Origin of the sequence: Nocardiopsis alkaliphila YIM 80379 (genome assembly GCF_000341005.1) — a bacterium.
GTDB lineage: Bacteria > Actinomycetota > Actinomycetes > Streptosporangiales > Streptosporangiaceae > Nocardiopsis > Nocardiopsis alkaliphila.
Window position 1 is genome coordinate 19031 of record NZ_ANBD01000052.1, and the last position, 13355, is coordinate 32385.

Sequence of the window (13355 nt, forward strand, 5' to 3'; positions counted from 1 at the left end):
TAGAGGATTGAGGACTAGAGTCCACGTACCTCGACCTCGTTGACGCTCCCACGGTAGCGCCCCTCTTGCGTCGGTAGCTCGGTGAACCAGATCAGGACGTACCGACCACTCGTGGCCTCGTCCAGTGTGAGCGTCTGCGCGCCGTTGACCGAACCCTCCCAGGCGACCGGAAGGTTGCCGTCGAGGGAGGCCTCATCCGTGACCGAGGAGTCGTCGCCGACGCGGACCTGCACACCGAAGTCCTGACCGGGGGTGGTCAGGTCGAGTTCGTGGATCTCCTTGGCCGATCCCAGGTCCAAGAGCAGGCCGACACCGCTCTTCTCGGTGCCCATCGGGTCGTTGTAACCCTCGGTGTTCCATTGGGTCTCGAGATCGCCGTCATGGGCGAGCCCTGATTTGTCGCCGTGCTCACTATGGTCACCGAAGGGGTCGAAACCGTCGGAACCGGTGATGTCGAGGACCTCGAGGTCGACGTTGTCGGTGACCTCTTCGGTGGCGTCGGCGCTGGGGTCGATCTCCTCTTCCGCGCCGGAACGAAGGCTGTTACCGAGTGTCCAGGCTCCGACGACCACACCGGCGAACAGGAGGAGGGCGCCGGCACCGATGAGCAGGCGCTTGGCCGACATGCCCCGGTCACGGGAGTCGCGCTGCTCCGTCCGGGAGGGTCCGGAGCGTGCACCGCTCGAACGAACGGATGAGGCGCCGTTACGATGGCTGCGCCTGGGACCGGTGGCTGTGTCGAATTCGCCGGTGCGGCGGGAGGTGCCCGGTTCGGGCAATGGGGCCGCCTCCGTGGGGGCGACGGGCAACGGAATGAGCCGAGGGACCTCGGCCAGTGCGGCGCAGAATTCGCTGGGGCTGGAAATGGGGGGTCCAGGCACCATCTGGCCGGCCAACTGTGGCAGGGCGGCGCGGGCGGTGATGGTGGCCAGTTGCTCGCTGATGCCCTGGCGCAGTTGCCCTGGCGGGTAGGGCCCCATGGGCCCTTGGGGCGCTCCGGGCAGGCCGCTCTGCGGTCCGGTGGGCCAGTAACCGGTGAGGGCCGCGTAGAGCAGGTTGCCCAGGCCTTGGGCATCGACGGCCGCGGGTTGGGCGACGTTGCTGCCCAGCAGCGCGGCGTCCACCCCGATGCCGGTGACCTTGACCGCCCCGCCACTACTCCACATGAGTTTGCCGGGGGACAAGCACAAATGGTGGAGACCGCCGGCATGGGCGGCGGCGATGGCTTCGGCGGCTTCGGCGACCAGGCCCGCCGCACGCTCGGGTGCCATGGGGCCCTGTTCTCGGAGCAGTTCGGCCAAGGAAGAGCCGACGACCCACTCCTCGACCACGTAGGGGGTGGGCGAGGAGTCATCGGCGTCGAAGACCTGGGTGACGCGGGCGTCGGGCACACGGCTGGTGGCCCGGGCCGCGCGTACGACCTCGGAGGTTCGGGGGAACCCTTCGGCGAAGGTCCAGACGGCGACCGGACGTGCGAGCGTCTCATCGGTGGCCTTCCACCGGGTCGCGCCACCGGTTTCGCTGACCACGTGGTCGAGTCGGTAGCGGTTGGCCAGCTTCGCCCCGGGTTCGATCAGGAAGGTGCTCATGATGGGAGTGACGGGTACCAGTGCCGCTGAATCGCGTGGATCCCGTACGGACGCACGTGAGGGGAGCGGCACTGTCTGCTGTCCCCAGCCTCCCTTCGGGCAGCTCGGATGAACGATGCTCTGGTGGTAAAGCGGTGTCTGTCCATGCTAGGACGCCTGAACAGCCTCTTTGGAGGACATTGACTACTCATGTACCTTCCGGGGCTTATCCGTGTCCGACCGCACAACACCATCCATTCCAGGTGATCAGCGGCGTCGCAGTCGGGATTTGAGCAAATCGAGGAATGTTGTGACTTCTGTCACATTGAGGATCTTGGCGGCAACCACGAACAGTACGGCACCCACCAGACCCCCGGCCACCATCGAGGCGAGGCCGGGCCACAGATCACCGGGCAGACCACGGAAGACGAAGATCATCAGGGCGCCGAACAGGGCGGCGGGCACGGTGGCCACGTGCAGTTTGACCAGAGTGATCGCGGTTCGACGTCCATCCAGCCCATTGAGCCTTCTGTTGAGGATGCACCACATGATCACCGAACCCACGACGTAGTACAGGCCATAGGGGACCGGCAGCCAGACCACGATGTGCTGGGGCGAGTCGGCGAACACGAACAGCAGGCCGATCGCGGTGACGGCGTGGGCGATCTCGGAGGGGATCGCCACCAAGGCGGGCGTACGTGTGTCGCCCAGCGCGTAGAACACGCGCATCTGCAACTGGAACAGGGTGAAGGGGATCAGCATCAGGCAGAACACCATGAGGATCCGGCCGATGGCCGCCGCGTCCTGGGCGGTGGTGCTGCCCTGCGCGTAGATCATCACGCAGAAGGGGATGGCGAAGACGATCATCGCCACCGAGATCGGCACGATCAGCACGGAGGAGAGGCGGAACCCTCGGGAGAAGTCGCTGCGAACCTGGTCCTTGCGCCCCGCGGCCACGTGTTCACTCATCCGGGGCAGCAATGCCGTGATCACCGAGACCGCGATGATCGCGTACGGCAATTGGAACAGCATCGAGGCGAACTTGTAGGCCGCGATACCCGCACCCGCCTCGAACCCCAGTTGCGCGGACATCGCGCCGGCGCGGGTGGCGACGTTGGTGGAGACGAGCGCGCCCACCTGTGCGACCACGATGTAGAGCATCATCCAGGAGGCCGCGCCCGCGGCCTCGCCCAGACCCGAACCGCGCAGGTCCAGACGGGGACGCCAGCGAAAGCCCGCCGCGGCCAGGGCCCACACGAGCACCGCGGCCTGCACGACCTGACCCAACCCGGTTCCCAGACCCAGCAGCGCCAGTTCGCCCTGGGTCACCGTCTCCGGGGTCCGACCCGGGCCGGCGATGTTCAGGAACCACAGGCAGACGCCGATGATCACGAGGTTGTTCAGCACCGGTGCCCACATGGGGGCACCGAACTTGTTACGCGCGTTCAGCATCGCGCTGGCCAGACCGCTGGCGCCGATGAAGAAGATCTGTAGCACCAGGTATCGGGCCAAGACCACCGAGACGTCGTACTGCGCTCCGCTGAACCCGCCCGCGTAGATCCGGATGAACCACTCCGCGATCAGCACCGACCCCAGGGTCAAGGCGAACAGCGAGAGCAGCATCAACGTGACCAGTCGCTGCTCGGTCCCGTCACCACCGTCGGAGTCCAGCTTGCGTCGCTTGACCAGGAACGGTACGAACACACTGGCCAACAACCCGCCGATCAGCAGGTCGTAGATCATGTACGGGACCATGCCCGCGGTCTGGTAGGCGTCGCCCAGCAATTGGGTACCGATCGCCGCGGCCAGGACGATGGTCCGAACGAACCCGGTCACCCGGGAGGCGATCGTGCCGACCGCCATGATCGCGGTCGACTTGGCGATGTTGCCCGGGCCGGTGTGTGTGGAACCACCGATCTCGTCGCCGTCCTCCAGACCGGCACGGTCCGCGGTGCCCACGTCACCGATGTCGCTCGGGTCCCGGAGGGTCTTCAACCCCGGCTCGGGCTCGGTCGTGGGTTCGACGCGCTCATAAGCGTCGAGCACGTCCTCCGGCATCACCATGTGGCGGCCTGGGGGCCGGCGCTCGGAGGGTTCCTCGGGTCCGTCTGGCGGATCGTCGGCGTACTGACGAGGGAGGTCACTGGACACCGTCGAGTGGTCCTTTTCTGGCTGGGACGGTTGGAGGGGCGCCGACGGGGCGGGGTCGGCGAAGATCGTCGGGAACCCTAACGACGCAGACGGCCGCGAATGAGTTCCGTGGCGGCGCTCAACTCGGGAACACGCAACACACGTGCCGACACGAGGAAGAGCAAGGCCCCGATCGCGCAACCGACGACGGGTGCGCCGACGTGGGTGACCGGACCGGAGCCGACGTAGGTGTCGAAGAGCCAGAGCACACCGAAGCCGGCCGCGATGCTGGGAACGGCGGCCAGGTGCAGCCGCGACAATGTGCCGACGGCGTGCTTTCCGTCAAGTCCTCCGATCCGTCGGCTGAGGATCTGACCGGCGATGATCAGCCCGGACAGGAACGAGAACATGAAGCCCGCGGCCACACCGACGACCACCTTGTCGGGCGGCAGCAGGAAGTAGGCCAGCGCGGCCAGAGCGCTGTGAACGGCGAGGTTGGCGACCCCGATCAGGGCCGGGGTCTTCGTGTCCCCCAGGGCGAAGAACACGCGCAGCATCAGCTGGAAGATGGTGAACGGCACCAGACCGAGCGACATCACCGTGAGGATCTGGCCGATCGCGGCCGCGTCGGCCACCGAGACCGACCCTCGGGCGAAGGCCAGGATCGACAGCGGTCCGGCGAAGAGGGCGACCGCGAAGGCCGTCGGTACCAACACGAACGCGGAGATCCGCAGGGTCCGGGAGAAGTCCGAGCGGACCGCGTCCCAGTTCCGGTCGTCGGCGTGCGCGCTCATCCGGGGGAGGAGCACGGTGATCAGGGAGACCGCGATGATCGCGTACGGCAACTGGAAGAGCTGGTACGCCAGGTTGTAGGCACTGATACCCGCACCCACGTCCAGGCCCTGCTCGATGCTCGCGACGTTGGCCGCGTTGGCGATGTTGGTGGTGATCCACAATCCGGCCTGGGTGAGCAGGGTGTAGAGCATCATCCATCCGGCGGAGCGCAGTGCCTCGCCGAGCCCCGAACCGCGCAGGTCCAGACGGGGGCGCCAGCGGTAGCCGGTGCGGGTCAAAGCGATGAACAGCACCAGGGCCTGCAGTGCCATACCGGCGGCGGTTCCCGCGCCCAACAAGGTGAGTTCGGTGTTCGTGACCGTCTCGGGGGTCTTTCCGGGACCCGCCATGATCAGGAACATCGCGGCCACGGCCATGATGACGACGTTGTTCAACACCGGTGCCCACACCGCGGCACCGAACTTCCCCCGGGTGTTGAGCATGGCACTGAGCAGACCGCTCAGTCCCACGAAGAAGATCTGTGACAGCAGAAAACGGGCCAGGTAGACCGACGTCTCGAACTGCACCGGGGTGAACCGGGATCCGTACAGCCAGATCAGGGCTTCGGCGGCCAGGATCGCGACCGTGGTCACCACCAGCAGAGCCAGCACCATGGAGGTGAACAGACGGTCTTCCGTGGCCTTGCCACCGTCCAGGTCGTTCTTGCGCCGCTTGACCAGGAACGGGATGACCACGGAGGCCATCAGGCCCCCGATGAGGAGATCGTTCAGGATGAAGGGGATCGTGTGCGCGGTGTGGTAGGCGTCACCGAGCAGATGGGTGCCGATGGCGGCGGCCAGCACGATGGTGCGCGCGAACCCGGTCAGTCGGGAGGCCATGGTGCCCACGGCCATGATCGCGCTGGAGCGCATCATGCCCCCGGACGCCGTGCCCGCTTGCCTGTCCTGCGCGCCGGACCCTGGCGGAACCTCGGTGGTCCGCTCATGGCCCACCACCGCGCCCTCGTGCTCACCACCGGGGGCGGTGCCGTGCGGCCCGGTGGTGGGCGAGGGGAGTTCACCCTCCTCGTAGGAGGAGGTCGGACCCGTGTAGGGGCGGATCGGGTCCTCACCGGGGAGTGGTCCCTCGGGTGACCGTTTGCTGTGTCGAGGCGTGTAACGAGGAGGTTGTTCGCCGCCGTTAGGGGATTCGGTGACCACCGTGGATCAGGGTTCCTTTCATCGGAAGGTTCGTGTCGCGGCTCCGGACGCGGGCACGCGGAGCAAGGTGCGGGACCGGGGCGGAGGCCAGAGGTGGGCCTGTGGTCGGGTCGGGGTGTCGACACGTCCGCCCCGTCACCTCGTCGACCCGGCCGCCCGGTTCATGTTCGGGCTCCGCCTTCGTCCAACCGGTCGTCGGTGGATTCGGGATCTTCGACGTCCGGCTCCTGAACCCCTCCGGCCCGGGGTCCCTCGGCCGGAGGTTCTTCGGTCGGGGATTCCTCGGTCGGAGGTTCTTCGGTCCGAGCCTTGGTCGCCTGTCGACGGGCCCACTTGCGCAGGGCTCGGGGGGCCAGGGCGGCGATCAGGATCAACAGGCCGATCCCACTGATGAGCAGTGCTTGTGTCCCCAGACCAGTGGCGTTCACCTGGATCAGCGTGTCTTGAGGGCTGATCGGTTCACCGTCGGCGTTCTGCAGGCTCACGTGGACCGTGGTGCTGCCGTTGATCCGTGCGGAGAGCGGAACGTAGACGGTCGTCTTGGCGCCGGGGTCGATCTCGAAGGAGGACGTGTAGTCGCCGACGCTGAGCCGTTCGGAGTTCTCCGAATAGATCGACAGGTGGACGTAGACCGTCTCATCCTCCAGGTCGTTGGCCACCAGGACGCCGGTGATGCCCGTGCTGCTCGCCAACGTGACCGGTTCGCCCGGAATGATGCGTACGTCCTCCATGCGGCTCTGTACGCTCTGGCTGATCAGTGCACGTGTCGAGCCGGCCAGGACCTCGCGGTCACGCCAGTACACCGACTCCAAGCGAACGATGGCGGAGCGGAAGGGATCACTGTCACCCACCAGGATGCTGTTGAACAGACGCACGTCCCGGCGCACGTCCTCGACGTGTCCGAGGTAGGTGGAGCTCAACTCCTCATCGTAGGCGCGCTCCGGGTAGGACAGCTCCTCCCGGTTCTCCTCACGTTCGCCCGGTTCGGCCGGTTCCACCTGGTCCAACCGCTCGGCCGACAGCCAGGGCAGCCCCTCGGTGGCTTCCAGGACCCCGCTGGCGAACTCCTGCCCGGGGTCCCAATCCGAAGCCGGAGCGGCCACGAGGACGCGATCGTCCCCGGCGTTCTCCGTGGCGATCATCGCGGTCTCCGCGGCGAACCGCTGGAGGGCCAGGGTGGACTCACCGGGACCGTGCGAGGGCATGGACAGGACCTTGGTCAGACCATCATCCGCGACCAAGGCGAAGGGCTCCTCGTCCACGTCCTCCTCAAAGGGCAATGGGGCCTGGGCCGTCGGCGTGGTGGAGAGTCGGGAGGCCGCCGGCATGGCCGACTCACGCAGGAGGAAACGGTGCGCGCCGTGTTCACTGAACAGTGCCTGGACGTTCTCGTCCATCAGGCCTCGGGCCGGGACCGCGAAATCACCGTCGGCTTCCAGGTCCAGGGAGCGTCGCACCGCGTCCCGAGCCAGGCGTAGGGAGGCGTTGGCGTCGGCGTTCATGTCGTTGCGCAGCAGGGCCGCCAGGTCGGCGCCGGCGTACGGGGTGGCCACGACCGTATCGGCGGGCAAGAACCGGCGNGCGGGGGCACCGTAACGGATCAGGTCGGTTCCGGCCGGGGCCTCCATCGGCCCCTCCAGGACCTCGTGTTCCTCGGCGGCCATCCGGCGGATGTCGTCCAAGGTCCCGGGGTCGACCGCCCAGGTCACGGGCACCCCCTCGGTACGAGTGGGGGCTTCCTCGTCCTCCTCGACGTCGTTTCCGTCCTCGGTGGCCTCGTCCTCGGGTGTTGCTTCCGGGGGCGGGGGCGATGTCTCCACCGGCCCCTCCTCGGCTTCCTCGACGGGGGACTCCGCTTCGGTGGGGGACTCCTCGGTTTCAGGGGATTCGGGGTCCGGAGAAGCCTCCGTGGTGTCCAGTCCGAGTTCCTCGACGAGGTCCTCGTCCTCGTCGAGGTCGAAGGAGAGCGGAACCTGGGCTCCGGCGGCCAAGAGACGGCCGAGGCGCCCTTCCAAGGTCACGGCGTCGTGGAGGTCTTCACTCAGGAAGGTGTCGTCATCGGCACGTTCGGGAGCGTTCATCAACGGCCAGACCCAGGCCAGATCCAAGGCGGTGACGTCCTCGTCCCCGACATAGGGAAGAAAGGTGTACTGAGCACCCAGCCGGTCGCCCTCACCGTCCAGCGCCTCCACCACCATGGGATAGACACCGTTGGATCTCAGCCCAAGGTCCTCCACCGGGGTGCTGAGCGAGTACTCCAGGGAACCCTCGGGGCCCAGCCGCCCCTCGAACTCCTCCTCGGGTCCCTGGGCATTGGGCTGCCAGCCTTCTCCCGTGGCGAATTCGTCGAGTTCCTCACGCGATGTGAAGGAATGCCTGGAGTAACGGATCCGGACGGTGACGTCCTCGACCGGACCATCGGTGGTGTTGATCACCTCACCCGCGACCCGCAGGGTACTGTCCTCCTCGATGGCGTCCGGGGAGATCCGGTGCACGACGACCGGGTGCGCCGGCTCCTCGTTCTCGGGTTCCGCGAAGGCGGGCGAGAGCGTGGCCGGTATCGGAAGCAGCACGGCGGTCATGGCCATGACCGCGGCCGCGGAAGCAGTTCGACGCAACGCTTGACCGGTTTCCTGAATTCGGGGCCAGGTGTCCGTCCCACCGCGGATGTGGAAAGACGGGGCGGGGCGGATCGGGACGCCCGCGCGGCGCGCTCGGCGTGAAGCGGGGCCGGTGGCCTCGGCTCGACCTGACGAGCCGCCCCTTCACCTGAAGATACCGCCTTCACCGAACCCGGGTTCTGATGTGGCCCCTACCATGGCGCGTTGTGAAGACGGCTCCTCACCCGGTCCGGGGCGCCTGTCAGGGCCGATCGGGCGCGTGCCGGCGATTCGCGATTTTCCCGTGTGGACACTTAATCTGCCTGTTGTGCCCAACACAGAGTTTTCGAGTGAGAACGACGCCGCCCGTGACCAGGTCACCGGAGGGAGCGCCGCCGCGATCGCGCCGACCGGCCGACAGCGGGCGGCGATCACCGCGTTGATCGATTCGATCCAACCGGTCGCGGAGGAGCTCGGCGATCGGTTCGCCGCGCACGATCAACAACTCGCCATCGTCGGCGGGCCGGTGCGCGATGCTCTGCTCGGGCGGATCTCCAACGACGTGGACCTGACCACCGACGCCGTCCCCCAGCGAATTCTGGAGCTGGTCGACGGTTGGGCGGACTCGGTGTGGACCGTCGGCATCGAATTCGGCACGGTGGGCTTGCGTAAGCGAGGGCTGCAACTGGAGATCACCACCTACCGCAGCGAAGCCTACTCACCCAAGTCCCGTAAGCCCGAGGTGTCCTACGGTACCGACCTTCACGACGACCTATCACGTCGTGACTTCACGGTGAACGCGATGGCGGTGCACCTGCCGAGTCAGGAGTTCGTGGATCCCTTCGGTGGTCTGGCCGACCTGCGCGCCAAGCTGCTGCGAACGCCGGGGCGTCCGGAGGACTCCTTCAACGACGATCCGCTGCGCATCATGCGCGCGGTCCGTTTCGCCGCCCAGCTCGGTTTCAGCCTCGCCCCGGAGGTCGCCGAGGCCGCCCGGAACATGGCCGACCGACTCACCATCGTCTCCGCCGAACGCGTTCGGGACGAGCTCACCAAGCTCATGCTCAGTCCGGACCCGCGTCGGGGCATCGAGTTGATGGTGGATCTGGGGATCGCCGACCACGTTCTGCCCGAGATCCCCAGGATGCGTCTGGAGATCGACGAGCATCACCGACACAAGGACGTCTACGAGCACTCGCTCACCGTCCTGGACCAGGCCATGGAGTTGGAGCGTTCGCGTGGGCACGAACCCGACCTGGTGTTGCGTCTGGCCGCGCTGTTGCACGACATCGGCAAGCCCAAGACCCGTGCCTTCGAGGGCGGTAACCGGGTGACCTTCCACCACCACGAGGTGGTGGGTGCCTCCATGAGCCGCAAGCGGCTCACCGCGCTGCGCTTTCCCAAGGACGTCATCACCCAGGTCTCCCACCTGGTCGCGCTGCATCTGCGTTTCCACGGTTATGGCAAGGGGGAGTGGACCGATTCGGCGGTACGGCGCTACGCCCGGGACGCCGGTGCCCAGCTGGAGCAGTTGCACATCCTCACCCGCGCCGACTGCACGACCCGCAACCGCCGCAAGGCGGCCGCGCTCGCGCGTTCCTACGACGACATCGAACGAAGGATCGACAAGCTCGCCGAGCAGGAGGAGTTGGACCGAATCCGCCCGGACCTGAACGGTAACGAGATCCAAGAGGTCTTGGGGGTGGGACCCGGACCACTGGTGGGCAAGGCCTACCGGTTCCTTCTGGAATTGCGCTTGGAGCACGGGCCCATGGACAAGGAGACGGCTGCCGAGAAGCTCCGTTCGTGGGCGGCCGAACACCTGGAGTGACCGGTGCCCATGACGGTGTCTCCTCGTCGAGTGGTCCCTCCACGGACTCCTACGTCAAGTGATTCTTTGATCACTCATGGATGAATCGACGTGTCGACTCCGGGCGAACCAGGCCGAACTCATCAGTAGGAAGACCACCACCATCGCCGAGATCACCGGAGCACTCACCCCGGACTGCGGAACCAGTCCCGCGGTCAACGCCGCGCCCAACACGAACGTGGCGTTGAACAGCACGTCGTAGACGGAGAAGACCCGTCCTCGGAACGCGTCGTCGACATGCCGTTGGACCAACGTGTCAACGGTGACCTTCACGCCTTGGGAAACGAAGCCCAGGACGAAGGCGGCCACTGGGAACAAGGTGGCGGAGAAGGGCAGTCCGAAGGCCAGCAGGGCGACCGCAGCCGACGCGAGCAGCGAGGCGATCCAGAGATCGTCTCCGATTCTCTCGGTGGCCCATGGGGTGGCCACGGCTCCCAGGAAGAACCCGAGCGCGAGTAGGCCGGCGGCCATGGAGAAACCGGCCATGCCGGCGATCCCACCATCGGTGAAGGTGTTGTTGTACAGCAGCAGCGTGATCAGAGTGGAGATCCCGAACAGGACCCGGTGGCCGCCGATGGTGAGCAGCGCGTCGCGGGCGGGCGCCCGGTCCCGAACATGGCGGATACCGGAGGCCATGCCGAGCACCACATTGCGCAGAGCGGCACGAACTTCCTCGGTTTCCTCCTCCAGGTGCGGGCCCAGTTCCCGATACCGCAGGGTGAGGGAGACCAGGGCCGCTCCCGCGAAGCCCAAGGCGGCCACGAACAGGATCATTCCGGTACCCAGGGCCTGTTCGCCGCCGATCATCCCGATGGCCAGACCGAGCCCGGTGCCCAGCGAACTGGCGACCGTGCCGCAAGTAGGGGTGACGGCGTTGGCCATCATCAGTTTGTCTCGGGGCACCACATACGGCAGGCCGGCCGAGAGCCCGGACAGGAAGAAGCGGTTGATGCTCAGCACCAGGAGGGCGGCGACGAAGAACGCCGGCCCTTCGTCACCGGCGACCAGGATCGCGGTCACGACGGCCAAGAGGGCCTTGACCAACGAGGACAGCAGCAGGACCTGGCGGCGGGGCCAGCGGTCGATGAGGACCCCGGCGAACGGTGCGACCAGGGAAAAGGGCAGGAGCAGCACGGCGAAGGCCGCTGCGACCTCTCCGGCCCCGGTGTGCTGTTCGGGGTTGAAGAAGACGAATCCGGCCAGCCCGGCCTGGTAGATCCCGTCGGAGAACTGCGAGACGAGTCGGGTACCGAACAGCCGACGGAACCTGGATCCTTGGAGGACCACGCGCAGATCGCCGAAGAAGGACACGCCCTCAGGGTAGAGCGTGTTCGGGGCGGGGAGCGTGCCCGGGGCCGGTGGCCCCGGGCCGGGAGACTATTCGTCGCCGACGATGAAGCGCTCGACGGCGTCGTGCGCCTCGGTGTCGCTGTACTGCTCGGGCGGCGACTTCATGAAGTAGGAGGACGAGGCCAAGAGGGGACCGCCGATGCCGCGGTCCTTGGCGATCTTCGCGGCGCGCACCGCGTCGATGATGATGCCCGCGGAGTTGGGGGAATCCCACACCTCGAGCTTGTACTCCAGGTTCAGCGGGACGTCACCGAAGGCGCGGCCTTCCAAACGGATGTAGGCCCACTTGCGGTCATCCAGCCACGGCACGTGGTCCGAGGGGCCGATGTGGACCGCACCGGCGTTGAGTTCGTGGGGGATCTGTGAGGTGACCGATTGGGTCTTGGAGATCTTCTTGGACTCCAGGCGTTCGCGCTCCAACATGTTCTTGAAGTCCATGTTGCCGCCGAAGTTCAGTTGGTAGGTGCGGTCCACGACCACGCCTCGGTCCTCGAAGAGCTTGGACAGTACCCGGTGGGTGATGGTGGCGCCGATCTGCGACTTGATGTCGTCGCCGATGATCGGGACACCGGCCTTGGTGAACTTCTCGGCCCACTCGGGATCGGAGGCGATGAACACCGGAAGGGCGTTGACGAAGGCCACACCGGCGTCGATGGCGCACTGGGCGTAGAACTTGTCGGCTTCCTCGGAACCCACCGGCAGGTAGGAGACGAGGACGTCCGCTTTGCTGGCCTTGAGCGCGGCGACCACGTCCACAGCGTCCTCTGAGGACTCTTGGACCATCTCGCGGTAGTACTTGCCCAGACCGTCGTAGGTGGGGCCGCGCATGACGGTCACACCGGTCGGCGGCACGTCACAGATCTTGACGGTGTTGTTCTCGCTCGCGACGATGGCGTCGGCGAGGTCGTGGCCGACCTTCTTGGCGTCCACGTCGAAAGCGGCGACGAACTCGATGTCACGCACGTGGTACGGGCCGAACCGGACATGCATCAGGCCGGGGACCCGGGACTCCGGGTCGGCGTCCTTGTAGTAGTGCACGCCCTGGACGAGCGACGCCGCACAGTTGCCGACGCCCACGACGGCTACACGTACCGAACCCATTGGTCCTTGCTCCTTCTTCTTCGCGAACATGGATTCCACAGCGCACGGCGACGGGCCCGCGCCGACGGCGGATCGGGGCTCGTCATCCTGCGTTCGTATTCCGTATGTGGTCAGCAGCGCGCACGGCGGTTCTGTTCCCCCTTGGACCGTCGGCTACAGGGGGAGAACTGTGCATGTCTGGCTGGTTTGTTCTGCTATGACTCTATCGCCGGTTGCCCTGTGGAAACGCAAGCCGAGGTGGGCCTCCGCGTGCGCCGTGGCGCAGGATGATGAAGGAACACTCATTCTCCCCGGAGATCGACGTGGGTATTCCTACGGCCCCTCCCATCTGGGACGACATCCAGGCGTGTGGCTTGTGGGTGATTGCCATCACATCGAAATCGTCGGAAGTGTCACCTTCCTGAACTGGGAGAACGGGCCGTACCTCGACACATGGTGACGATCCTCGTAAAGCACGCGATACCCTCGCGCGTGGGTTGTGCTATACCGTTCGATCGCTCTAACGTGACCCTTGATTTGCGTGTGCGGCCGGTAGGAGCCCCGGACGAAGCCACCGCCGCGGCGGCGTTCACGTCGGTTCGGAGCACCGATGTCAAGGGGAAGCGCACCCGCAGGCCAACGACCAGGAGGAAGTAGCGGCCAACGTCTTCGCGACCTGTTGAAAACCTTCGACCACGGCTGAGCGTCCTTTTATCAAGCCTTGAACGACAGGCGACAGCGGTGGAAACGGCAGGGCCACCCA

The 13355-nt window shown here is 66.5% G+C and carries 7 protein-coding genes; 1 reads left to right on the forward strand and 6 read right to left on the reverse strand.

The genetic code is table 11. The features are described from left to right. Nucleotides 1-14 precede the first annotated feature (14 nt). The 4 genes from D472_RS0108390 to D472_RS26670 form a co-directional block, all read right to left on the reverse strand. The gene (locus D472_RS0108390) at nucleotides 15-1589 is read right to left on the reverse strand and encodes a protein kinase family protein (RefSeq protein ID WP_026117506.1); all 1575 of its coding nucleotides are present in this window, start codon (nucleotides 1587-1589) and stop codon (nucleotides 15-17) included. A gap of 246 nt (nucleotides 1590-1835) precedes the next feature. Further along, nucleotides 1836-3632 (reverse strand): murein biosynthesis integral membrane protein MurJ, encoded by a 1797-nt coding sequence (murJ, locus tag D472_RS0108395; protein ID WP_017604042.1) that lies wholly within the window; start codon nucleotides 3630-3632, stop codon nucleotides 1836-1838. Between the two features lie 164 nt (nucleotides 3633-3796). Then, a complete protein-coding gene (murJ, locus tag D472_RS0108400) occupies nucleotides 3797-5692 on the reverse strand; it encodes a murein biosynthesis integral membrane protein MurJ (RefSeq protein WP_017604043.1) in 1896 nt (631 codons plus the stop codon). Between the two features lie 161 nt (nucleotides 5693-5853). Further along, complete coding sequence (locus D472_RS26670; RefSeq protein ID WP_017604044.1) at nucleotides 5854-8280, reverse strand: DUF6049 family protein; 2427 nt, start codon at nucleotides 8278-8280, stop codon at nucleotides 5854-5856. Between the two features lie 340 nt (nucleotides 8281-8620). On the opposite strand from D472_RS26670, the gene D472_RS0108410 reads away from it, so the two are divergent. After that, on the forward strand, nucleotides 8621-10123 hold the full coding sequence (locus D472_RS0108410; protein WP_017604045.1) for a CCA tRNA nucleotidyltransferase: 1503 nt from the start codon (nucleotides 8621-8623) through the stop codon (nucleotides 10121-10123). Between the two features lie 54 nt (nucleotides 10124-10177). Here the strand turns inward: D472_RS0108410 and D472_RS0108415 are convergent, their stop codons facing one another. Both D472_RS0108415 and D472_RS0108420 read right to left on the reverse strand, forming a co-directional pair. Then, nucleotides 10178-11473: an MFS transporter gene (locus tag D472_RS0108415; protein ID WP_017604046.1), complete on the reverse strand. Its 1296-nt coding sequence runs from the start codon at nucleotides 11471-11473 to the stop codon at nucleotides 10178-10180. Between the two features lie 66 nt (nucleotides 11474-11539). Next, complete coding sequence (locus D472_RS0108420; protein ID WP_017604047.1) at nucleotides 11540-12613, reverse strand: inositol-3-phosphate synthase; 1074 nt, start codon at nucleotides 12611-12613, stop codon at nucleotides 11540-11542. Between the last annotated feature and the right edge of the window lie 742 nt (nucleotides 12614-13355).

Coding starts and splice junctions, on each gene's coding strand:
- D472_RS0108420 (WP_017604047.1), bottom strand. CDS start 12,613: ATGGGTTCGGTACGTGTAGCCGTCGTGGGCGTCGGCAACTGTGCGGCG.
- murJ (WP_017604042.1), bottom strand. CDS start 3,632: ATGGTGATGCCGGAGGACGTGCTCGACGCTTATGAGCGCGTCGAACCC.
- D472_RS0108390 (WP_026117506.1), bottom strand. CDS start 1,589: ATGAGCACCTTCCTGATCGAACCCGGGGCGAAGCTGGCCAACCGCTAC.